21 protein-coding genes are annotated in these 22,062 nt (G+C 72.8%); 8 read left to right on the forward strand and 13 right to left on the reverse strand.

Annotation, left to right across the window (positions count from 1 at the left end):
• Window positions 1–51: 51 nt before the first annotated feature.
• The 3 genes from ACFW3D_RS37740 to ACFW3D_RS37750 form a co-directional block, all read right to left on the reverse strand.
• Entirely contained in the window at window positions 52–672 is a 621-nt protein-coding gene (locus ACFW3D_RS37740; protein WP_500512414.1) for a hypothetical protein, read from the reverse strand.
• Window positions 669–1,313, reverse strand: coding sequence for a hypothetical protein (locus ACFW3D_RS37745; RefSeq protein ID WP_500512416.1), 645 nt, complete (start codon window positions 1,311–1,313; stop codon window positions 669–671). The genes ACFW3D_RS37740 and ACFW3D_RS37745 overlap by 4 nt, the downstream gene beginning before the upstream one ends.
• Before the next feature lie 130 nt (window positions 1,314–1,443).
• A complete protein-coding gene (locus ACFW3D_RS37750; RefSeq protein ID WP_500512418.1) occupies window positions 1,444–1,785 on the reverse strand; it encodes an ATP-binding protein in 342 nt (113 codons plus the stop codon).
• A gap of 249 nt (window positions 1,786–2,034) precedes the next feature.
• Between ACFW3D_RS37750 and ACFW3D_RS37755 the strand changes: the two genes are divergently transcribed.
• Together ACFW3D_RS37755 and ACFW3D_RS37760 are read left to right on the forward strand one after the other, a co-directional pair.
• The gene (locus ACFW3D_RS37755; protein ID WP_500512420.1) at window positions 2,035–2,901 is read left to right on the forward strand and encodes a SigB/SigF/SigG family RNA polymerase sigma factor; all 867 of its coding nucleotides are present in this window, start codon (window positions 2,035–2,037) and stop codon (window positions 2,899–2,901) included.
• A gap of 79 nt (window positions 2,902–2,980) precedes the next feature.
• On the forward strand, window positions 2,981–4,177 hold the full coding sequence (locus ACFW3D_RS37760) for a low temperature requirement protein A (protein ID WP_500512422.1): 1,197 nt from the start codon (window positions 2,981–2,983) through the stop codon (window positions 4,175–4,177).
• Window positions 4,178–4,240: 63 nt separating this feature from the next.
• Here ACFW3D_RS37760 and ACFW3D_RS37765 read toward each other — a convergent pair whose 3' ends face one another.
• Window positions 4,241–6,418, reverse strand: coding sequence for a pectate lyase-like domain-containing protein (locus tag ACFW3D_RS37765; protein ID WP_500512424.1), 2,178 nt, complete (start codon window positions 6,416–6,418; stop codon window positions 4,241–4,243).
• Window positions 6,419–6,845: 427 nt separating this feature from the next.
• Here ACFW3D_RS37765 and ACFW3D_RS37770 point away from each other — a divergent pair, with 427 nt between their 5' ends.
• Window positions 6,846–7,298 (forward strand): hypothetical protein, encoded by a 453-nt coding sequence (locus ACFW3D_RS37770; protein WP_500512426.1) that lies wholly within the window; start codon window positions 6,846–6,848, stop codon window positions 7,296–7,298.
• Here the strand turns inward: ACFW3D_RS37770 and ACFW3D_RS37775 are convergent.
• Window positions 7,246–8,745: a hypothetical protein gene (locus tag ACFW3D_RS37775; protein WP_500512428.1), complete on the reverse strand. Its 1,500-nt coding sequence runs from the start codon at window positions 8,743–8,745 to the stop codon at window positions 7,246–7,248. The genes ACFW3D_RS37770 and ACFW3D_RS37775 overlap by 53 nt on opposite strands.
• 82 nt (window positions 8,746–8,827) lie before the next feature.
• Between ACFW3D_RS37775 and ACFW3D_RS37780 the strand changes: the two genes are divergently transcribed.
• The gene (locus ACFW3D_RS37780; RefSeq protein ID WP_500512430.1) at window positions 8,828–9,163 is read left to right on the forward strand and encodes a YkvA family protein; all 336 of its coding nucleotides are present in this window, start codon (window positions 8,828–8,830) and stop codon (window positions 9,161–9,163) included.
• Window positions 9,164–9,206: 43 nt separating this feature from the next.
• Here ACFW3D_RS37780 and ACFW3D_RS37785 read toward each other — a convergent pair whose 3' ends face one another.
• From ACFW3D_RS37785 to ACFW3D_RS37795, 3 genes are all read right to left on the reverse strand, one after another.
• The gene (locus tag ACFW3D_RS37785; protein ID WP_500512432.1) at window positions 9,207–10,667 is read right to left on the reverse strand and encodes an ATP-binding protein; all 1,461 of its coding nucleotides are present in this window, start codon (window positions 10,665–10,667) and stop codon (window positions 9,207–9,209) included.
• Window positions 10,664–12,322 carry an NAD(P)/FAD-dependent oxidoreductase gene (locus ACFW3D_RS37790; RefSeq protein WP_500512434.1) on the reverse strand — a complete coding sequence of 553 codons (1,659 nt, stop codon included), beginning with the start codon at window positions 12,320–12,322 and terminating at the stop codon, window positions 10,664–10,666. Before ACFW3D_RS37790 ends, ACFW3D_RS37785 begins: the two co-directional genes overlap by 4 nt.
• A 158-nt stretch (window positions 12,323–12,480) precedes the next feature.
• Complete coding sequence (locus tag ACFW3D_RS37795) at window positions 12,481–12,837, reverse strand: DUF427 domain-containing protein (RefSeq protein WP_500512436.1); 357 nt, start codon at window positions 12,835–12,837, stop codon at window positions 12,481–12,483.
• A gap of 173 nt (window positions 12,838–13,010) precedes the next feature.
• Here ACFW3D_RS37795 and ACFW3D_RS37800 point away from each other — a divergent pair, with 173 nt between their 5' ends.
• Window positions 13,011–13,523, forward strand: coding sequence for a hypothetical protein (locus tag ACFW3D_RS37800; RefSeq protein ID WP_500512438.1), 513 nt, complete (start codon window positions 13,011–13,013; stop codon window positions 13,521–13,523).
• Between the two features lie 283 nt (window positions 13,524–13,806).
• Here the strand turns inward: ACFW3D_RS37800 and ACFW3D_RS37805 are convergent, their stop codons facing one another.
• The 3 genes from ACFW3D_RS37805 to ACFW3D_RS37815 all read right to left on the reverse strand — a co-directional run bounded on the left by ACFW3D_RS37805 (window position 13,807) and on the right by ACFW3D_RS37815 (window position 15,678).
• On the reverse strand, window positions 13,807–14,643 hold the full coding sequence (locus ACFW3D_RS37805; protein ID WP_500512440.1) for an endo alpha-1,4 polygalactosaminidase: 837 nt from the start codon (window positions 14,641–14,643) through the stop codon (window positions 13,807–13,809).
• Window positions 14,644–14,731: 88 nt separating this feature from the next.
• Entirely contained in the window at window positions 14,732–14,998 is a 267-nt protein-coding gene (locus ACFW3D_RS37810; RefSeq protein ID WP_500512442.1) for a hypothetical protein, read from the reverse strand.
• 107 nt (window positions 14,999–15,105) lie between these two features.
• Window positions 15,106–15,678 (reverse strand): TetR family transcriptional regulator, encoded by a 573-nt coding sequence (locus ACFW3D_RS37815; RefSeq protein ID WP_500512444.1) that lies wholly within the window; start codon window positions 15,676–15,678, stop codon window positions 15,106–15,108.
• A 212-nt stretch (window positions 15,679–15,890) separates the two neighbouring features.
• Between ACFW3D_RS37815 and ACFW3D_RS37820 the strand changes: the two genes are divergently transcribed.
• Window positions 15,891–16,721 carry an oxidoreductase gene (locus ACFW3D_RS37820; RefSeq protein ID WP_500512447.1) on the forward strand — a complete coding sequence of 277 codons (831 nt, stop codon included), beginning with the start codon at window positions 15,891–15,893 and terminating at the stop codon, window positions 16,719–16,721.
• Between the two features lie 56 nt (window positions 16,722–16,777).
• On the opposite strand, the gene ACFW3D_RS37825 is transcribed toward ACFW3D_RS37820, so the two are convergent.
• Both ACFW3D_RS37825 and ACFW3D_RS37830 read right to left on the reverse strand, forming a co-directional pair.
• The gene (locus ACFW3D_RS37825; RefSeq protein WP_500512449.1) at window positions 16,778–16,930 is read right to left on the reverse strand and encodes an MFS transporter small subunit; all 153 of its coding nucleotides are present in this window, start codon (window positions 16,928–16,930) and stop codon (window positions 16,778–16,780) included.
• Window positions 16,927–18,318 carry an L-lactate MFS transporter gene (locus tag ACFW3D_RS37830; protein WP_500512451.1) on the reverse strand — a complete coding sequence of 464 codons (1,392 nt, stop codon included), beginning with the start codon at window positions 18,316–18,318 and terminating at the stop codon, window positions 16,927–16,929. The genes ACFW3D_RS37825 and ACFW3D_RS37830 overlap by 4 nt, the downstream gene beginning before the upstream one ends.
• Window positions 18,319–18,649: 331 nt before the next feature.
• Here ACFW3D_RS37830 and ACFW3D_RS37835 point away from each other — a divergent pair, with 331 nt between their 5' ends.
• The gene (locus ACFW3D_RS37835; protein WP_500512453.1) at window positions 18,650–20,179 is read left to right on the forward strand and encodes a GMC family oxidoreductase; all 1,530 of its coding nucleotides are present in this window, start codon (window positions 18,650–18,652) and stop codon (window positions 20,177–20,179) included.
• An 89-nt stretch (window positions 20,180–20,268) separates the two neighbouring features.
• The gene (locus ACFW3D_RS37840) at window positions 20,269–22,059 is read left to right on the forward strand and encodes a SpoIIE family protein phosphatase (protein WP_500512455.1); all 1,791 of its coding nucleotides are present in this window, start codon (window positions 20,269–20,271) and stop codon (window positions 22,057–22,059) included.
• Window positions 22,060–22,062 lie beyond the last annotated feature (3 nt).

The following is a 22,062-nucleotide window of genomic DNA, read 5'->3' on the forward strand; positions in this document are numbered from 1 at the left end:
CAGTTCCCGGCCACCGCCTTCGCGTCGTCCGCGTCGTCCCGCGCGCGGTCCTCAGACGTGCAGGACGCGGTCGACGAGGTCCCGGTAGCCCTGCAGGGCCAGGCGGAGCCTCTCCGTGTCGCCGTCCTCGTTCCCGTTCCGCCCGCCGGCCCGCCAGTCCGCGCGCAGTTGGTCGCGCCGGCTGCGCAGTTCCTCGACCAGCCGCTCGGTGGCCTCGCCGAGCACCTCGTCGGCCTCCTCGACCGCGTGCCGCGGTTCGTCCACGAAGCCCCCGACCGCGTGCTGCAGCCGCTGCTGCAGCTTGTCCACGGCGCCGTCCACGCGCGGCGGAGCGCCGGGGGCGGGCACCCGCGCGTCCTGCGCCGGGCGCGGGGCGGCGGCCGCGGGCTTCTCGGGGCTGCCGGGCTTCTCCGCCGCCCCGGTCGCGCCCACCGTCACGGGCCTCTCGCCGTCCTCGGGCCGCGACCAACCGGCGGGCCGGCGCGCGGCGGGCGGTTCGGTCGTCTTCTCCGCGGACTCCGGCGCTGCGGGGGGCTTCGGCTCGCCGGGGGTGCCCTCGGGGGATTCCGGGCGCTCCTCGTGTCCGGTGCCGGTGCCGGTGCCGTCCGTCGTGGCGGCCAGGCCGGTCTTGTCGGTTCCGTCGGTGTCGTGGTGCTCGTGCGTGGGATTCATCGGCTGCTCCAAGTCGGCATGTGGAAGCGGTGGGAGCCGCGTCGGCCGGAGTCCGTGTCCCCCGCGCGGTCCTCGCGCGCGGTGGTGCGGGGCTCCTCGTCCACCGCGATGAGGTCGTCGAACAGCGCCCGGGCGTCGAGCAGCCGGGCGCGCAGTTCCTCGGTGTCCGCCGCGGCGCGGTCACCGCTGTCGCGGGCCTCCGTGACCCCGCGCAGGTCGCGGTAGGCCTGGAGGTGCCGGGGGCGGTGGACCGACAGGGCGTCGATCTGCTCGCCCGAGGTGTGCTCCGGGAAGCCGCGGTCGTGCGCGAGCCGGTCCAGCAGCCGCGACGCGTCCCGCACCGCCTGCGCGGGGGAGTCGACGAACCGCTCCTGCAGGGCGGCCCACTCGACGCGGTACTCCTCGGCCTGACGCGCGCTCAGCGGCTCCGGGGCCAGACCGCCGTGCCGGTCGACGCGCTCCTGCAACTCCCGGCGTGCCGCCTCCGTGTCGCCGTCGTGCCGGGCGACCGTGCGTTCGTACTCCGGACCGAAGCGGCGCCTGAGCCGTCCCGTGCCGCCGCCGCGCCGCGTCGTGACGACCGCGGCGAGGGCGATCAGGACCACGAGGACGACCGCCCCGATGATGATGCCGGTGGTCATGGTGTGCCTCCCGGGGGCCGTCGTCCGGCCCCGACGTTCGAACTGACCGTGGTGCGGGTCTTCTTGCACCAAAAGTGCGTGTTACCGCGATCCGTTCGTCCACACGTGCGGTGTCGGGGGCCGGGGCCGGTCAGCGCGGCAGGTGCACGTGGATGACCTTGCCGCCCGCGCGGAGCAGCGTCACCCGGAAGTCCCGGGCCAGCCGGCGCACCAGGCGCAGGCCGTGGCCGCCGGGCAGGAAGCGCTCGGAGGGCTGGGGCGGGACCGGCAATTGGTCGTTGTGGTCCTCGACGGACACACGGATGGCGTCCGGTACCGCCACCACGTCGAGGGCCGCCAGCCCGCCGCCGTACCGGAAGGCGTTGGTGACCAGTTCGGAGACGACCAGCAGGCAGTCCTCGACCCGCTCCGGATCCACGCCTCTGAGCCGGGCGCGGGCGAAGTCACGCGCCTCGCCGATGGTGGTGGGCAACGGCCGGTCCGCAGTGGCGGGCCGCACAATCCCCCCGCCTTCCGCGTCTAGGTCAATGCTGTACACGCACGATCACCCCGTAGGCATCATCGGTCCCTCTCTGGTCTGCCCGTGCCGGCCGGTCCTACGCCGCCCTTGGCGCGATTCACGTTCTTCCGGGATCGGGGGGAATGCTTCGCGGAGGAGGGGGTACCCGAGGGGCAACGTACGGCAACATGACGTAGAGGTGCAGAGGTGCGAGGAGGAGCCGTGATCGCCCACGTGAGCGGGACGAGCACCGGGGTCGAGAGCCCCGAGGTCGACGTACTGCCGCAGATCACCGACCCGAGCAGCGTGGCCCCCACGACCGCGCGACGGCTGTCGAAGCTCTTCCTCGAGCGCCTGACGGTGCTCGAGGAGGGCACCCACGAGTACCAGTACGCCCGCAACACCCTCATCGAGATGAACATGTCGCTCGTGCGGTTCGCGGCCAGGCGCTTCCGCGACCGCAGCGACGAGATGGAGGACATCGTCCAGGTCGGGACGATCGGGCTGATCAAGGCCATCGACCGGTTCGACATCTCGCGCGAGGTGGAGTTCACCACCTTCGCGGTGCCGTACATCGTCGGTGAGATCAAGCGGTTCTTCCGCGACACGACCTGGGCCGTGCACGTGCCCCGCCGTCTCCAGGAGCGCCGGGTGGAACTGGCCCGTGCCCGGGACGAGCTGTCCTCCCGGCTGGGCCGGGCCCCGAAGGTGAGCGAGCTCGCGGCACTCATGGACATCTCCGAGGCCGAGGTCGTCGAGGCCCAGGTGGCCTCCAACGGGTACACCGCGTCCTCCCTTGACGCGGCCATGAACGGCGACGACGGCGACGAGGGCGAGACGGTGCTCGCCGACTTCATCGGCGCGGTCGACCCCGCCATGGAACTCGTCGAGGACCTCGGCTCGCTGGCACCGCTCGTCGTGGAGCTCGACGAACGCGACCGGAAGCTGCTCCATCTGCGCTACGTGGAGGAGCTGACGCAGTCCCAGATCGGCGAGATCATGGGCTGCACGCAGATGCACGTCTCCCGGCTGCTCTCGCGCACCCTGGCGCGGTTGCGGGCCGGACTGCTCCAGGACGGCTGCGCCTGACCTCCACCCCGTCCCCCGCCACGTGCCCGCGCCCGGTCCCTTCGGGCGCGGGCACGTGCGCACCGCCTACGATGCGCGGATGACCGATCACGCCCACGTGCCGCCGGACCGCCGCTTCCGTCCGCTGGTCCGGATGACGGCCCGCGACCCGCACGAGCCGCACCGGGTCGCCACCCCGCTGGAGCTGCTCTTCGACCTGTGTTTCGTGGTGGCGGTGGCCCAGGCCGGCGCGCGGCTGGTGCACGCGGTCGCCGAGGGCCATCCCGGGCACGGGCTCCTCGGCTACTGCCTGGTCTTCTTCGCGATCTGGCTGGCGTGGATGAACTTCACCTGGTTCGCCTCGGCCTTCGACACCGACGACGTGCCGTACCGCATCGCCACCTTCGTCCAGATCACCGGCGTCCTGGTGCTGGCGGCCGGCGTCCCCCGCGCCTTCGACGCCAACGACTTCTCGATCGCCGTGGCCGGCTACATCATCATGCGCGTCGCGCTCGCCTTCCAGTGGCTGCGCGCGGCACGCAACGCCGCCGGACCGGCGCGGACCACGGCGCTGAGCTACGCCGGCGGTCTGGTCCTCGTCCAGGTGGGGTGGGTCGTCCTGCTGCTCCAGCCCGTCGGCGGCCTGTGGAACTGGGGATTCCTGATCCTGGCCGTCGCGGAACTGCTGGTGCCCGCCTGGGCCGAGCGGTCGCAGCGCACCACCTGGCACCCGCACCACATCTCGGAACGCTACGGCCTGTTCACGATCATCGTGCTCGGCGAGTCGGTGGCCGCCGCGACAGTGGCCGTGCAGTCCGCCGTCGACGAGTTCTCCGCGCTCGGCGAGCTGCTGCCCGCCGCCTTCGGGGGACTGCTCATCGTGTTCTGCGCCTACTGGCTCTACTTCGCCATTCCCATCCACCAGCACCTCACCAGCAGCGCGCGGGCGTTCCTGTGGGGCTACGGGCACTACCTGATCTTCGGCTCGGCCGCCGCCATCGGCGCGGGGCTGGAAGTGGTGGTCGAGCAGGCCGTGCACAAGGCGCACATCTCGCAGACGGCCGCGGCTGCGGCGGTCACGCTGCCGACCGCGCTCTTCCTGCTGACGGTCTGGCTGATCCACTCCCGCAGCGCCAAGCGCGGTGTCGCCGAGCACGCCGTGCTGCCCGCCTGCGCCCTGGCTGTGCTGGCGGCTACCTTCTGCGGGAGCCTCGCGGTGCCGGTGGCGGGACTCGCCATGGCCGGAGCGGTCGCCGTGGGCGAGGTCCTGCACTCCCGGCACCGGCCGGCCGCCTGAGGCCGGCGGACGGGGTGCCCCGCCGGAGGACGGGGCACCCCTGCTCTGTGCCGTCAGGCGCCGTCAGGGGAACGAGACCACCGTGGACGGCGTGGTCGAGGTGCCGGAGGTCGCGGCACCGGTGCCGTTGATGACGTGGTCGTACTGGCCCATCCCGCCCAGGGAGACCACCAGGACGTCGTGCATCTTGATGCCGGACTTCACCGGGACCTCGAAGCCGTGGTCCATGCGGATCGTCGGATCGGTGGTGAAGTTGCAGTAGCTCCCCAGGCCCCAGGCCTCGTGGGTGTTCACCGAGTCGTCCACCTTGTAGGCGGCCCAGCCCTTCGTCGCGCCGTTCTGGATGGCGGCCTGGTTGGGGGCGTCGTAGGCGATCTCGTTCTGGAAGAAGACGGTCCTGCCCCGCTCGCCGCTCCACTGGACGTCGTACTTCTTGAAGTGCTCGACGAACAGGCCGGTGGCCAGGACGTCGTCGCCGTTCACGCGCAGACCGTAGTCGGCCGGGTTGGTGTCCCAGCCGACACCGGCGCCGTGGTCGGCGCGCCAGATCCAGGTGTGGTCGATGATGGTGTCGTCGCTGTTGACCTCCATGCTGGTGGTCGCCTTGCCCGGGCCGGCGCCGCCGATCCGGATGAAGACGTCCTGCACGGTCGTCGGGTTCGCGGCGTGGTCGGCGGCCGAGCCCTGCGGGCCGACCTGGAGCAGCACCTGGGAGTTGACCGCACCGGCGTCGATCAGGAAGCCGGCCAGCTTCACGCCGTCCACGTCGGCGACCTTCATGGCGGTGACGCCGTTGTCGGGGATGACCGTCGCGAGACCGAGGCCCAGCACGACGGTGTCGGCGCGGGTGACGTTGATGGTCTGGTCGACGTGGTAGACGCCCGGGGTGAACAGCAGGTTGAGGCCCTGGGCGAGCGCGGCGTTGATGGTGGCGGCCGTCGCGCCCGGCTTGACCACGTAGAACTGGCTCAGCGGGATCGAGGAGCCCTGCGGCGCGCCGTTGCCCCAGCTCGTACCGCGGGCGTTGGTGCGCTTGGCGGGGACGAAGACCTTGTAGTCGTTGCCGTCGAGGTAGAGGAAGGGCTTCTCACGGGAGACGGGTGTGGTGTCGAGCGTGGTGTACGGCGGGTTGGGGAAGCTCTGCGCGGGAGCGCCCTGCACTCCGGAGAAGACCATGTTCCAGACGCCGTTGGTCCAGCCGCCGACCGAGCTGTCCCGGGTGTACCACTGCTGCTGCGAGTAGGGGCCCACGGTGCCGTCGATCTTGCTGTCGGCGATGTAGCCGCCGCTGGCCCAGCCGTAGCCGTTGGGCGCGAGATTGAGGCCGCCCTTGACGTGCATGCGGCGGAAGGGCGCGGCCTGGGCGACGGCCCAGCGGTCGGTGCCGTTCACCGGGTTGAGGGCGAGGTTCTCGGCGGAGCGCCAGAAGTTCTGGGTGGCGTTGCCGTTGAACCAGCCGGCGTCCACCGTCACGTCGCCGTTGAAGGTGGTGTCGTCGGGGGAGAGGCCGAGGCCGGCGATCGAGGTGTAGAAGCCGATGTTGGCGTTGATGTTGTTGTAGGTGCCCGGCTTGAACAGCAGCGCGTAGCGGCCGGTGCCGAACTGCGCGGACTCCTGCTGCTGGAAGACCTGGTCCAGCTTGGCCTGGATGCCCGGGGTCGACGGGTCGAAGACCAGGACGTTCGGGCCGAGGTCGCCGCCGCCCGGGATCACCGGGCCGGTGCCGCCGTCGGTGGTGTGCACGGCGAGCTCCCAGAGCGAGTAGCCGTAGCCGGTCGCCCGGGTGGTGCCGTACACGCGCAGGTAGCGGCCGGTGCCGCTGACGGCACGGGTCTCGGTGCCGCCGGCGCCGGTGGTGGTGGAGGCGACCGTGGTCCAGTCGGTGCCGTTGGCGGAGAGCTGGATCTGGTAGGCCTTGGCGTAGGCGGCCTCCCAGCTGAGGACGACCTCGCAGACGGTCTGCGAGCTGCCGAGGTCCACCTGGATCCACTGGGGGTCGCTGAAGGCGCTGGACCAGCGGGTGCCGGCGTTGCCGTCGACGGCGTTGGCGGCGGTGAAGGAGCCGTTCTCGGAGGAGGAGGCGGTGGCGGTCCTGCCCTGGGCGGCGTTGGCGGTGCCGCAGGCGGCGGCGTGGGCCGTGGTGAGCGGCCCGGCCGGCACGGTGATCAGGGCGAGAAGTACCGCCAGGAGGGCGATCAGCCAAAGGGGTCTGCGGCGGGCGGCGTTGACTTCGAGTCTCATAGGAACTCCCGTGTCAGCCTCACGACTTAATTTAGGGCGTGAGTTAAGACGTGACAGAAGTCGCGGTCAAGACTCCTCGCAGAAAGTGTTTCCGACGGATCCGCAGTTGCCGTGCCCCTGGGCGCACTTAAGTGGCCGTGACCTGCAAGGAGTCGAATGTGTTCGGGACTTGAACGCGAAGGGACTCATCGGGGCCGTCGCAAGTGCTCCGCACCAATTCTGACGTGAAGTCTTGACGTCACCGGGTCCGCTCGATTGACTGCCGCCGCAGCGCCCGGAACCGGCTCGGATGCCGGTCCCGGTCGCTGCCGCCATCGTGCCCCCATCCCCCCACGTGTCCCCCGCCCCGCGGCGCCCGGATCCGCGTCGGCCAGAAGAGCCGGTTCCACGGGTCCCACAGATGATCTTCACGGGTTAGACTCCGCGGGTGTCCGAACTCCGCACACTGGCCCTCGGATTCCGGCAGGCGATCGTCGACTGTCCCGACCCGGGGCTGGTCTCCCTGAAGCGCTTCCCGCACGGCTCCTGCGGGGACGCCTCGATCCTCCTCGGTCAGTACCTGTACGAGAACGGACAGGGGGTGTGGACCTACGTCAGCGCCTGGGAGAACGGCGCGACCCACGCGTGGATCGAGAAGAACGGCCTGCGCGTCGACATCACCGCCGACCAGTTCGACGGCGTCGACACCCCCGTGATCATCGCCTCGGGAGGCGGCTGGCACGACCGCTTCACGGTCGACCCCACCGCCGCCCACGGCGCCCTCATCGACGTCCGCGAGGACTTCGCCCGCCGCGAACTGCGCGCCGCCTACCGCCGGCTGACCGCCCTCATCCGGCGGCACCGTCCGGCAGGGGAAGGCACGCCACCAGCCGGCGCATGACGTCGGGCGCCAGCGCCGGGTTGGCCGCCGCGTGGTGGGCCAGTTCCGCGTCGTCGAGCAACTCCGCGAGGCGGGCGCGCGGGAGGTTCGGATGGCGTGCCGCGGCCTCCCGTACACCGGGTTCCAGGTCGCGGGTCAGCCGGTCCACCGTCCCCGCCGCGGCCGCCGGGTCCCGGGTGGCCAGTGCGCGGACGGCCGGGTCCTCGTGCCGGGCGTAGCGCGCCAGCCCGGCGGTGGGGAACCGCGGCCGGGCGAGCAGGAGTTCGCGTTCCGGCCCGGTGTACTCCAGGAACGCGCTCAGCAGCAGCTCGGCGGGCGCCTCCGGATGGTTCTGCGCGAGCAGCACCCGTACGCCGAGGTCGTCGTCCACGGCCAGCCGCGGCACCAGGTCGGACGGCAGGCCGTGGTCCCGGGCGGCGCGCCGTCGCAGCAACGGATGGCCGGACAGGGCGTCCCGCCGCACCGCGGCGGGATCCCGGGGCACCAGGTGTTGCAGTGCCGGTCCGAACACGCCGTCCACCGGCACCTCGTAGTCGATCGCCGCGCGTTCCGCCTCGCTCAGCGCGGGATGCACGGAGAGCGCGAGGCGTACCCGCGGATCGGTGTCCGCGGCGAGCGCCCGGCGCTCCTCCGGCCCGAGGTCGGAGCGGTACGCGATCCGCTCCCGCACTTCGGGGTCGGCGTCGGCGGCCAGCAGGACCACCACATCGGCGGGGAGGGTGGGGTTGCCCGCGATCGTCCAGCGGTCTCCCTCGCCCACGGGGGCGTTGAGCACGCCCTCCACGACGCCTCGGCTCAGGGCGCAGTGCATCAGCAGGTGCGTCCGCCCGTGGCACGGCCGGTCGGGCAGCTCCCGCTCCGTCCAGGCCGGGTCCTCGGACCGCAGATGGCGCCGCACCGCGTCCCGTACCTCGTCGTCCGGATCCGCCAGAAGGGCTTCGCGGGCCTCGTCCGGCACGCCGCGCCAGAAGACACCCATCCGCCGGACCTTCGGCTCCGGATGGGTGCGCATCGACTCCATCAGCCCGGGGGAGGCCTGGCGGTAGAGGGTGTCCAGGAATTCCTGCTCGTAGGTCAGGATCATGTGGACGACGGCCTGGTCCGGGAGCGGCCGCGGGCGCACGCCCCCTGGCATCCGGGGGGCGTCGGCCAGATGCGCCCGCACGAACCACTCGGGGTCGTCCAGCAGCCGTGCCCGCTGGGCCGGGTCGGCGTGCGGATTCCGGGCGAAGAAGCTGCGTGTGTACCGGTCGGGGTGGGCGACCACGGCGTCGACCACGGCGTCCGGCAGCGTCCGGTCCCGGCACAGGACCATGCGTGCCGCGGGCGGGCCGTCGGCGAGCAGCCGCAGCAGGATGTCCTCGGGGGCCGCGGGATTGAGCGCCAGGCCGGCGAGCCGGCGCGCGGGCAGGCCTGCGGTCCGCCAGATCTCCTCGGGCGTGATCATGTACTGTGTGCTTCCTTTCCGTCGGGGCCGGTTGCCGTTTCCGCACACACCGGCCGGGTACACGGGATCGAGGGAGGCAGACATGGACCTGGGTGACTGGTCGACCACGGCCCTCGTGATCGCCGCGGTGGCGGTCGTGGTGATGCTCGTGGTGGCCGTGGTGCTCGTGGTGAAGATGGCGCGGATCCGCACCCTGCTGCGCAGCGCGGACGTGCCGCGCTCGGGCAAGCTGGCGTTCTGGGCCGCGCTGGTCTACCTGGTCTGCCCGGTGGATCTGCTGCCCGATCCGATCCTCATCGACGACATCGGTGTGCTGCTGCTGGCCCTGCGCTCGCTCAAGAGCGCGGCCGACGGACAGCTGCCCGTCGGCCGCGACCGCGCCCGTACGCTCCCCAAGTCCAAGAGCCCGGTGGGCTGATCCGGGCCGGCAGCGGCCGGCCCGCCCGCGCCCGGACGGGGGCTCAGCCCGTCCGCTCCGCGTCCCCCGGCTGCGTCGTCCCGGCCTGGGCGACCGGGAGGCACACGGTGAAGCGCGTGTCGCCGGGACTGGACTCGACGCGGATGTCGCCGTGGTGCTTGTTGACCACGATGCGGTACGAGATGTCCAGGCCCAGCCCGGTGCCCTCGCCCACCGGCTTGGTGGTGAAGAACGGTTCGAAGATCCGCGGCCGGATCTCCGGGGCGATACCGGGACCGGTGTCGCCCACCTCCACCACCAGGCGCTGGGGTCCGTCCCAGGAACTGCGCAGCGTCAGGGTGCCCGAACCGCGCATGGCGTCCAGGGCGTTGACGACGAGGTTGGTCCACACCTGGTTGAGCTCCGCGCCGTACGCCTGGATCTTCGGCAGGCTGCGGTCGTACTCCTTGACGACCCGCACCCCGCCGGGGATCTTCGCCTGGAGCATCGTGAGCGTCGCGTCGAGCAGCGCGTGCACGTCCACGGTCTGCTGCGGGGCCCGGTCGAGCTGCGAGTACTGCTTCGCGGCCCCCACCAGACCGGAGATCCGGGTGACGGCGTCGTCGATCTCGCCCATGAGCAGTTCGGTGTCCAGGGTGTAGGTGAGCCAGCGGATCGCCGCCTCCAGCCGGTCCTCGCCGACCGTGTTCACCACCGAGTCCAGCCATTCGGCGTCCACACCGCCCGCGACCAGCGTCGCGGCCAGTTCCCAGGAGCCGTTGACGCCGTGGTCGTCGAGCCAGTCCGTCAGCTCGTCCTCGGCGTCGGCCGCCTCCAGCGCCGACCGCTCGGGCGCCGACGCCATGCGCTTGATCGCGGCGTCCTGCAGCTCGACCAGCTCGTGCAGCTGCCGGGTGTCCAGCCGGCCGTCCGCGATCATCGCCAGTTTGTGCCGCATGCCGGTCACCCGGTCGCGCAGCGCCGAGGTGGCCCGCACGGCGGCGGCGGCCGGGTTGTTGAGCTCATGGGTGAGCCCGGCGGACAGCGAGCCCAAAGCCAGCAGCCGCTCGCGCTCCCCGACGATCGTGTTCTGCTTGCGGTAGCCGAAGAACGCCCCCTCCAGCAGGTGCACCGCCATCGGGAACCACGCGCGCATCGCCCCGGCGAAGTCGTCGGCCGGGATCACGAAGAACTCGCTGTCGGTGACCGCCTGCAGCGAGTTGGGGTACGTCTGCTCCACACGGTCCCCGAGGTACGCCTGCGTCGCCCCGGCGTACACGCCCCGCTGGTCGGTGCGGTTGACCTCCACCACGTCGCCGTGGACCAGCCGGCCCAGCGACACCGTGCCGCTCAGCAGCACGTAGAAACAGGTCGCCGGCTCGCCCTCGGCGTAGACGGGGCTGTTCGCCGGGACCCGCTCCACCCGGCCCTGTTCGCTCAGCCAGTCCAGTTCCTTCTCACCGAGCGACTCGAACAGGAACAGGGTCCGCAGCTGCTCCGGCACGAGCCGGTCCGTCGTGGTCACTGCGCCTCCAGGTAACGGTGCACCAGGGATACGGCCATCGCGCCCTCGCCGACCGCGGAGGCCACCCGCTTGACCGACTCCGCACGCACGTCCCCGGCGGCGAAGACGCCCGGCACGCTGGCCTCCAGGTGGTACGGGTCGCGGGGGAGCGGCCAGCCGGCGGGCCGCTTGCCACCGGCGATCAGGTCGGGGCCGGTGATCACGAAACCGCGCCGGTCCCGCTCGACGACGCCCTCCAGCCAGTCCGTGCGGGGCTCGGCGCCGATGAAGATGAACAGGAACGAGGCGTCCACGGTGGTCACGTCGCCGGTCTTGGCGTCGCGGAGCATCAGCTGCTCCAGGTGGTCGCCGCCCTTGCCGCCGACGACCTCGGTGCAGGGGCTGACCTCGATGTTGTCGATGGCCGCGATCTGGTCGATCAGGTACTGCGACATCGAACGGTTCAGGTCCGCGCCGCGGATCAGCAGGTGCACCTTGCGCGCGTTGCGGGAGAAGTAGACGGCCGCCTGCCCGGCCGAGTTGGCCCCGCCGACGATGTAGACCTCCTGGCCCGCGCAGTTCATGGCCTCGGTCATCGCCGAGCCGTAGTAGACCCCGGCGCCGGTGAACTCCGCCAGCCCCGGCGCCTCCAGCCGCCGGTAGGCCACCCCGGTCGCCAGCACCACCGTGTGCGCCGCGATGGAACTGCCGTCGCCGAAGGACAGTACGCGTCCGGTGCCGGCCGCCTCGAGTGCGACCACTTCGCGCGTGCTGAGGATCTCCGCCCCGAACTTCGTCGCCTGGCGGCGGGCCCGGTCGGTCAACTGGGCGCCGGAGACGCCGTCCGGGAAGCCGAGGTAGTTCTCGATGCGGCTGCTCTGCCCCGCCTGGCCGCCGGTCGCCCGGCGCTCCACCAGCACCGTGCGCAGGCCCTCGGACGCGCCGTACACCGCCGCACCCAGCCCCGCGGGACCGCCGCCGACCACCACCAGGTCGTAGAAGTCGGAGGCCGGTACGGTGCTCAGCCCCACGTGGGCCGCGAGCTCGGCCTCCGTGGGCCGCACCAGCGTCGTCCCGTCGTCGGTCACGACCAGCGGCACGTCGGCGGAGGTCAGTCCGGCCGCGGTCAGCAGCTGCTCGGCCTCGGGCTCCTCCGCGGGCAGCCAGCGGTAGGGCACCAGGTTGCGGGTGAGGAAGTCACGCACCTTGAACGAGGGTGCCGACCAGCGGTGGCCGACCACGCGCGTCTCGGACGCCGTCGGGTCCGGCGTGGCGAGCCACGCGTCGAGCAGGGTGTCGATCACCGGGTAGAGGTTCTCCTCCGGTGGGCTCCACGGTTTCAGCAGGTAGTGGTCGAGGTCGATGATGTTGATCGCGTCGATGGCCGCGCTGGTGTCGGCGTACGCCGTGAGCAGCACGCGGCGGGCGAGCGGGAAGAGGTCCATCGCCGCCTCGAGGAACTCCACCCCGTTCATCTGCGGCATGCGGTAGTCGGCGAGCATCACCGCGAGTTGTTCGCCTCGCAGCTTGATCTCCCGCAGCGCGCTCAGGGCCTCGTCGCCCGAGGTGGCGCGCACCACCCGGTAGCGGTCGCCGTACCTGCGGCGAATGTCCCGGGCCACGGCACGGGAGACTGCGGGATCGTCGTCGACGGTCAGGATCGTCGGATTCGCCATGTGACCATCATTGCTCTCCGGCGGCCGTCGTGCGCAGCAAACCGAACAGTCGTGCTTCAAGTGCCGTACGGGACACGGGCACATGCCCCCGGCACCGCCGGGAGGTGGTGACGGACGGCGTGTGACGGACGGTGCGCCACCGCGCACCGTCCGTCCGGTCAGGCCTCCTCGACCGCGACCTGGGCCACCGTGTCGTAGAAGGAGAGGTGCCCGGTGATCTCCGGCACCGAGGGGAGCGGCTCCTCGTAGACCCAGGCGACGTCGGCGTGGTCGCCGTACGACCAGTAGGAGGCGACGCCCTTGTAGGGGCAGGTGGTGTTGGTGTCGCTGCCGCGGAAGAGCGCGAGGTCGACGTCCTGCGGCGGGATGTAGTAGCGCACCGGCAGGCCGGTCTCGTGGACCAGTACCGGTCGCCGGGTCTCGGCCACCACCTTGCCGTCGATCGTGACGGTCACGTGCTGCGTGCCGGGTACCGCGTCGACGCGGTGACCGCGGCGGCTGTCCGTGGGGGGCATGGGTTTCCCTTCCTCGGGTCCGTCCGGTTCCGGTGCAACGGCGGCGGTGCCGCCGCACATTCCCCGGGCGCCCCTCCGGTGACGACGGGGGTCCCCCGCATGCACGCATCTGCGTGACTCCGGCGGCGGTCCCCCGTTGGCCCATCAAGATCACAGCGAAGGAGGACCGCCCGATGAGCACCCGCCGTCACCAGAAGGGCCGCAAGCACCGCACGGTCAATCGCACCCCGAGGCCCGTCGCACCCGTCCGCACCGGCACGGCGGCCGGCACGGCCACCCCACCCGCCCCGCCGGTCCCGGCCGATCCGGCCGTCCCGTCCCGCACCGCGGTCGCCGCACCCGCCGTTCCCGCCCCTGCGGCGCCCCCGGTCGCGCCCGCGGCCTCGACGGTCCCGGCCCCGTCCGCCGCCCCGGCTCCGGCTCCGGGTCCGGCCCCCGCAACGGCCGCCACGCCCTCCGTGCCGCCTCCCGCCGCACCCCGGCCCGAGGAGTCCGGACTCGCCCGCACGGCGCTCAAGACGCTGCAGCAGCTCCGCGCGGCCGGCAGCGACGGGACGACCATCGACGCCCTGAGCGAGAGCGTCGGCTACCAGCCCGCCACCATCGCGCGGCACATCGACAGCCTTGCCGCCCACCACCTGGTCCACCAGCGGGACGGCCTCTGGTACGCCGTGACGACCTCATGACAGAGGGCGTGGCGGCCGGCCGGTGGCGTGTTCCCCGCGGACCGGTCCCGCACGGGCGCCCCAGGGGTCCACGAAGGGGGAACCCCGGGCGCCGGTAGGGCGCCGGCAGAGCCCGACCGCCGTCGTCCGCCACGTCCGCACGGCACCGGGCGCGCGGCCGGGTGCGCGGCGAGCAGCCGCGCCAGGTCCCCGGTGAGGGCGCGTCGCCGTCCTGCCCCGACGCGATGCGGACATCGGCGAGGCCGTTCACTCCGGGAGCCCCCGGCGGGCCGCCGGGCCCCGGTCAGCAGGTGCGGAAGACATGGCCGGGTTCCCCGGCGGGCGCGACGTCGCGGTCGCGGAGCACCACCGCGAGGCGGTCGCCCCAGCGGCGGCAGGTCGCCGCGAAGTCGGCGGCGTCGTACGCCACGACGAGGACGCGGTCGTCGTACGCGGCGGCGTACCGTCCGCACTCGCCGTACGCGCCGCACTCCTCGGCGACCGCGAAGTCGAAGCCGATGCCGGCCCGGCGGGGGAGGAGTTCGGTGGTGTTCTTCTGCGCGAGGGCCAGCCCGGCCGCGTGGGCGCGTGCGGCGAGCAGCCGGGCGAACGCGGCGTTGTCGGCGGGCGTGAGCAGCCCGCCGGAGCGTTCGAAGGAGTCGAGGTTGTCCGGCTCCACGGCCCGGAACCCGCGCCGCGCGCAGTCGTCGATCCACGCGCCGACGATCTCCGCCAGGGCCGCCCGCTTGGCGGCGGTGGAGGTGTCCAGTACGGCCTCGTCCCACTCGTCGTCCATGACGAGGGCGCCGTCCCCGTCGCGCAGCAGCAGGTCCGGGCTCCGGGCACGCCAGCGGGACAGTTCGCCCGGCTGGGCCTGGAAGGCGTTGACGTAGCAGACGGAGTACACCCCGGGCGCGGGCCGGTCCGCGCGGTCGCGGGAGATCACGCGGACGCCTTCGGCCGGCGGGTAGCCGCCGCCGATCTGGTAGTCGAAGGACGCCCCGGCCCGCGGCGGCACCACACGCGGGGCGCCGGAGGACCCGCTGCCGGAGCCGCACCCCGCGGTCAGTGCCAGGGCTGCCACGACGGCGAGGACGGCGGCGACGGCACGCGGCACCGGTACGGGGTCGGCGGGGGGCACGCAGGCTCCTGGGCGGCGGAGGCCGGACGGGGGACCACCATCCTCCCGTCCGGCCACGCGCTGCCCGCCACCGGGTCCGCGCCGCGGCTCACATGAAGCCGCCGCCGGTCCAGTGGGTGCCGGTGAGCCACACCAGCGCGATGAGCGTGTCGATCGCGCCCAGGACGACGGCGATCAGCGGGAGCACCGGCTTGGCGCCCCGGAAGGTGCGGCCCATGGCGAGCCAGCCGCACACGACCGCGGCCGGGCCGAGGACGATGCCGAGAACGAAGAATCCGGCGACCGCGCAGATCAGGCCGACGACGCCCAGCGTGTCGGGGCTCGCGCCGGTGCGCGTACGGCTGCTGTGGGGCATGGTTCCTTCCTCCGTGGGTCGGCGCCCGCTCCACGGAACGGAACGCGCGGTCCTCTACGCGATCCGGATACCCCCGTCCGGCAGGCTCAGCACCCGTCAGGCCCCGGTCAGTCCGCCGCGCGGCCACGGGTGGTGAACCCGGGGAGGAAGAGCGTGAGCCAGCGCGCCCTCACGGCCCGCTCCTGGTCGGTGGGGGCGGTGCCGAGCAGCAGGAAGAAGTCGTCGACGGTCACGTCGGGGTGGAGGTCGCCGTCGGCCTGGGCGGCGGCGACCAGCCGGCCCATCGCCGCCCCGCCGCGCTCCTCGTAGGGGCGGGCCCGGTCGGTCGCGCCGAGGTCCTGGGCGGCGGCCTTCACGGCACGGTCGTCGGCGGCGGCCTCGACGATGCGGTGGACGAGCGCGGTGATCTCCTCCAGCGCCCCCGCCCCCGCGGCCACGCGGTCGGCGGCGGCCTCCACCTCGGCGGCCATGCGCTCGGTGTGCTCGGCGATCACGGCGCCGACGAGGTCGGTCTTGGTGGGGAAATGGCGGTACAGGGTGCCCACGGCGACGCCGGCGGCCTCGGCGATGGTGTCCATGGGCGCGTCCGGCCCGAGGAGGGTGATCTGTTCGCGTGCCGCGGCCAGGATCCGCGCCCGGTTGCGGACGGCGTCGGCGCGTAGCGGTCGGGCCTGGGTCATCGGTTCCTCCTGCCGGTCCTGCCGGTCCTGCCGGCCGCGAACAAATGTGAATCATAATTCACCATCTATCGTGAGCGATGGTTCACATTTCGTCGCGCGAGGGTCGGCGGGGGCTTGCGGGAACATGAACCCGGGTTCATGATGAGTGAACCTGAGCCATGGTTCATGTTCGACCCGGCTCGTTCCCCGTACCCACACGAAGGATCCTCCCCATGTCATCCAAGGTCGCCCTCGTCACCGGCGCTTCCTCCGGCATCGGCGAGGCCGCCGCCCTCCGGCTGCGCGCCCTCGGCTTCACCGTCCACGGCGCCGCCCGCCGCGTCGACCGCATGACCGGACTCGCGGAACAGGGCGTGCGCGTCCTGGCGATGGACGTCACCGACGAGGAGTCGCTGCGCGCCGGGGTCGAACGGGTCGTCGCCGAGTCCGGTTCCGTCGACGTCCTGGTCAACAACGCGGGCTACGGTTCCTACGGCGCGGTCGAGGACGTGCCGCTCGACGAGGCGCGGCGCCAGTTCGAGGTGAACGTCTTCGGCGCGGCCCGGCTGACCCAGCTGGTGCTGCCGCACATGCGCGCCACGGGCAGCGGCCGCGTCATCAACGTCTCGTCCATGGGCGGCAGGATCTCGACCCCGTTCGGGGCCTGGTACCACGCCACCAAGTTCGCCCTGGAGGGCTTCAGCGACAGCCTGCGCATGGAGCTCGCGCCCTTCGGCATCGACGTCGTCGTCATCGAACCGGGTGGCATCCGCACGGAGTGGAGCGGCATCGCCGCCGACCGGCTCCGCGCGGTCTCGGAGCACGGCGCGTACGCCGAGCGGGCCATGGCGATGGCGGGCACGCTGGCCTCCGAGTCCACCGCACGGCGCAGTTCGCCGCCCTCGGTCATCGCCGACACCATCGGCCGGGCGGCCACGGCCCGCCGCCCGCGGACCCGGTACGCCACGGGGTTCGCCGCCAAGCCGATGATCGCCGCCCGGCGGGTCCTGCCCGACCGTGCCTTCGACGCCCTCATCCGCCGTGCCAGCGGGGTCACCGCGTGACGGGGCCGCCCGGTCCATGAGGACGGGGCGGCCCGTGGCGGCAGCCGGGATGCCGGTCAGCCGGTGAACAACTGCTTGAGCTTCAGGCCGAGTTCGTAGACGCCGTAGGCGAAGGGCGCGCCGACCCACAGCCAGGCGACGACCATCAGCGGCAGCCGTCCGCTCCCGGCGGGGGCCTCGGCGGGGGGTGCGGGGGTCGGGGCGGTCATCGGACGGCTCCTTCCGACTCGGGTCCGGTCGTGGCCTTGGCCTCGGCGGACGGTCCGTCATGGTGCCGCGGATGGACGGGGCGTACCAGCTCGTTGGCGACGAAGCCGATCACCAGCAGCACCATCATGATGACGAAGGACGTGGCGTAGAGGTCGGGTCCCGTCCGGCCCGCCGACTTCTCGTGGTCGGCGATCGCGTTCACGATCAGCGGTCCGAGCACGCCCGCCGTGGACCAGGCCGTCAGCAGCCGCCCGTGGATGGCGCCCACCTCGTACGTCCCGAAGAGGTCCTTGAGGTAGGCCGGCACGGTGGCGAACCCGCCGCCGTAGAAGGACAGGATGACGGCGGCGGCGATGATGAACAGCGGCTTGGAGTCGTCGCCGATCAGGGCGATCAGCAGGTAGAGCAGCGCCCCGGCACCGAGGTAGAGGCGGTAGATGTTCTTCCGCCCGACCAGGTCGGAGGTGGACGACCAGGTGATCCGGCCGAGCATGTTGCCGAGCGAGAGCAGGCCGACGAAACCGGCGGCGGCCGTGGCCGTCACCGGGGTGGAGGTGTCGGCGAAGAAGTCGGTGATCATCGGCGCGGCCTTCTCCAGGATGCCGATGCCCGCCGTCACGTTCATGCAGAGCACCACCCACAGGCACCAGAACTGCGGGGTGCGCAGCGCGTTGCGCGCGGAGACCTGGCCCGTGGTGACGAGCGGGCGCGCGACCTCGGCCGACGGGTTCCAGCCGGCGGGCCGCCAGTCGTCCGCGGGGACCCGTATCAGCAGCACCCCGAAGGTCATGAAGACCGCGTAGACCAGGCCCATCACCAGGAAGGTCTGCCCGATGCCGGAGGAGTCGGCGCCGAAGGAGGAGAGCAGCTCCGTCGACCAGGGCGAGGCGATGAGCGCGCCCCCGCCGAAGCCCATGATGGCGATGCCGGTGGCGAGTCCCGGCCGGTCGGGGAACCACTTGATGAGCGTGGAGACCGGTGAGATGTAGCCGATGCCCAGCCCTATGCCGCCGACGAGGCCGTAGCCGAGGACGATCAGCCAGTACTGGCGCGTGGCGGCGCCGAGGGCCGAGATGAGGAAGCCGGAGGAGAAGCAGAGGGCCGACACGCACATGGCCCACCGCGGCCCGTTGCGCTCGACGAGCGTGCCGCCGAACGCCGCCGACAGCCCGAGCATGACGATCGCGAGCTGGAACGGCAGCGCGGACTGGGTGCCGCTCAGCCCGAGCGAGGACTCCAGCGGGGGCTTGAACACGCTCCAGGCGTACGCCTGCCCGATGGCGAGGTGGATGGAGAGCGCGGCCGGCGGTACCAGCCAGCGGCTCCAGCCCGGTGGTGCGATGGTGCGGGCACGGGTGAGGACGTCGGGTACGCCCGTTGACGCCATGGCGAGTACCTCCGTGAGGGGACTTGATCCCGTGGACCGTACAACTTTCATCCATCCCTGGATAGGGCGTCGGGCGATGAACTTGCCCTGGCCGAAGGCGTGTCCGGGATCCGCGCGGCGTTCGCCCGCCCCTCCCGCGGACCCGCGTCCGCGTGTGCGGCCCGAGGGTCGCGGGATGCGGAGGTGTGTGGGCGATCGGTCCATATTCATTGGAGATAGCGGCGATAACGAACGCTATGTTCGATTGCGGGTGGTTAGGGTTATCGTGTCCGGTGTTAGCCGATGAGGGCTATCACTGGAAACGCCGGACGTGGCCGGTCAGAGGTGATCCATGCATGCGATAACGGACAGCTACGACTTCGTGGTCGTCGGCGGCGGCACCGCGGGCAGTGTGCTCGCCGCGCGCCTCTCCGAGCGGGACGGCAGCCGCGTGCTCCTGCTGGAGGCGGGGGGCGATCGGCCACCTGCCGCGGCCGCGGCACCACCCGCCTGGCCGTCGTTGCTGGGGACACCCGCGAACTGGGGCGACATCACGGTCCGGCAGTCGGCGACGGGCACCACCACGGCCCTCGCGCGCGGCCGCGGCCTGGGCGGCGGTTCCACGATCAGCGCCATGACCTTCGTGCGCGGTCACCACTCCGGCTACGAGGCGTGGACCGCCGGCGGCGCCAAGGGCTGGGGCTACGACGACCTGCTCCCGTACTTCAAGCGCAGCGAGAACGCCCCCGGGCGGGACCCTCTGCTCCGCGGCGTCGGCGGCCCGCTGACCGTGGGGCCCGCCGGCCGGCCCCATCCCGTCGTGGCCGCGCTCCTCACGGCGGCGACCCAGACCGGGTACCGGCGTGCGGCCGACATCGCCTCGGGCCTGGAGGAGGGCTTCGGCTGGAGCGACCTCAACATCGTCGGCGGCCGGCGGCAGAGCGCCGCCGACGCCTACCTCACCCCCGCCCGGCACCGCCGCAACATCACCGTGGTGACCGGCGCCCTGGTCCACCGCCTGCTCCTGCGCGACGGGCGGTGCGTCGGGGTGGAGTACCGGCAGGCCGACCGCACCGGCACCGTCGCGGTCGGCTGCCACGGCGAGGTCGTGCTGACCGCGGGCACCATCGGGACACCGCAGTTGCTGATGCTCTCCGGCGTCGGCCCCGCGGCGCACCTGCGGGACAAGGGCATCGACGTCGCCCTCCACCTGCCGGGCGTCGGGGCGAACCTGCAGGACCATCCGGTGGCCGACATCGTCCACCGCGCGGCCCGGCCCGTCCCGCCCGGGGCCAACAACCACGGCGAGGCCATCGGCCTGGTCCGCAGCCGGCTCGGCATCTGCGACCCCGACGTGCAGGTGCTGCTGGCCGACGCCCCGGGGAACCACACGGCCGTGGCGGACGTGCCGGACGGGCAGGGGTACCGGATGGCGGTCTCCCCGATGCGGCCGCACAGCCGCGGTACCGTGCGGCTCGCGAGCGCGGAGCCGGGAGCCCTGCCCCTGGTGGACCCGGACTACTTCGGCGACGACCGCGACCTGACGACGATGGTCGAAGCGCTCTTCCTGGCACGGGAGATCGGTCAGGCGCGCGCCCTCGACGGATGGCGCGCCCACGAGGTCCTGCCCGGCCCCGGCGTGAAGGACGACGCCGGCCTGCGGGCGTACGCGCGCAGCACCCTGGCCTCGTCCATGGACCCCGTCGGCACCTGCCGGATCGGCATCGACGACCTGGCCGTCGTCGACACGGAACTGCGCGTGCACGGCGTGGGCGGCCTGCGGGTCGCCGACGCCTCCGTGATGCCCGCCATCCCCTCGGGCAACGTCGCCGCCACGGTCTACGCCGTCGCCGAACGCGCGGCGGACCTCATCGGGCGCTGACCCTCTCCTCAGGCCCGGCTCCGGCCCCCTCACCCGCCGGATCCGGGCCCCGGCACATCTCCGCAGCCCAGACGAAGGACCGACACGACATGGCATCACCCGCACCGATCGACCTGGCTGGCCTGCTCCAGCGGGCGGTGGGCGTGACCGGGGCGGCGCTGGGATCCCCCCTCGCCCCCTCGGCGATCGGCCTCGCCCTGTGGAACACCGACCTGCGGTGCACCTGGGCCAACGACTCACTGGAGGACTACGACGGCATCCCGCGGGAGCGGCGGCTGGGACGGCGTCCGGACGCGGCGCTGCCCGCCGGGGCCCGAGGGCTGGAGGCGGCGATGCGCCAGGTGCTGGCGACTGGCACTCCCGCCACCGGCCGCGAGTACGCCGTGCCCGCGGTGGACGGGGTGCGCCGCGACGGGGCGTTCTCCGCCTCCTGCATCCGCGTGGAGGACGCCGAGGGCAGGCCGGTGGGCGTGTGCCTGGTCGTCCTCCGGATCACCGGTGGGCGCCGCCCCGGCGACCGCCTGGCGCTGCTCGGCGAGGCCGGTGCCCGCATCGGCACCACGCTGGACGTCATGCGCACCGCGCAGGAACTGGCCGCGTTCACCATCTCCTGCCTCGCCGACTACGTCACCGTCGACCTCGCGGACACCCTGCGGCTCGGTGAGGAGCCGCTGTCCCGGCTCGACCCGGACGGCGACTACGTCCCGGTGTTCCGCCGGGCGGGACTGTCCTCCGTCCACGAGGGCGCCCCGGAGGCGGTCTCGCGGGTCGGCGACGTGGTGTACGTGCCGTCGTCCTCGCCCCTCAAACGCGTGCTCTCCTCCGGCCGCTCCCTGCTCGAACCCGTGCTGGACACCGCCTCCTCGTGGCTCACCCGGGACCCGGCGAGGGCCGGGAAGATCGAGGAGTTCGGGATGCACTCGCTGATGATCGTGCCGATCAGGGCCCGCGGCGTCATCCTGGGGGTGGTGCTGCTCCTGCGCACGGACGACCCGCGGCCGTTCGACGAGGACGACCTGCTCTTCGCCGAGGAACTCGTGGCCAGGGCCGCGCTGAGCCTGGACAACGCGCGCCGCTACACGCACGAACGCGCCACCGCCCTCGCCCTCCAGCGGGGCCTGCTCCCGCGCCGGGTGTGCGGCGGCCCCTCCCTGGACGTGGTCTCCCGCTTCCTCCCGGCGGACCTCGAGGACGGGGTGGGCGGTGACTGGTACGACGTGATCCCGCTGCCCCGCGACCGGGTGGCGCTCGTCGTCGGCGACGTGGTCGGCCACGGCATCGACGCCGCGGCCACGATGGGCCGGCTCCGGACGGCGGTACGGACGCTGGCCGATCTCGACCTGCCCCCGGAACAGCTCCTCGCCCACCTCGACCAGACGATCATCCGCCTCGCCGAGGAGGAGGGCGAGGGCCTGCACGCCGCCTCCGTGAGCGCCACCTGCCTGTACGCCGTCTACGACCCCGCGAGCCGCCGCTGCACCATGGCCAGGGCCGGGCACCCGCCGCCCGCCGTCCGCCACCCCGCGGGCGGCGTCACCTTCCTCGACCTGCCCAACGGCACGCCCCTCGGCCTCGGCATGCCCCCGTACCAGGCCGCCGAGGTGGAACTGCCCGAGGGCAGCCTCATCGCCCTCTACACCGACGGCCTCATCGAGGACCGCCGGCACGACGTCGACACCGGGATGGAGCGCGTGCGCCGGGCCCTCGACCGGCCCGGGCTCCGCCTGGACGACCTCTGCTCGGCGGTGCTGGGCACCCTGCCGAGCGCGACGCCGCCCGACGACGTCACCCTGCTGATCGCCCGTACCCGCGACGCTTCCCCGGCGTCCGCACGTCCCCGGTGCCCGGCACCGGCACCCGGCGACCGATTCCGGAGGTAGCTC

This window comes from Streptomyces sp. NPDC058864 (genome assembly GCF_042742985.1).
Classification (GTDB): Bacteria; Actinomycetota; Actinomycetes; order Streptomycetales; family Streptomycetaceae; genus Actinacidiphila.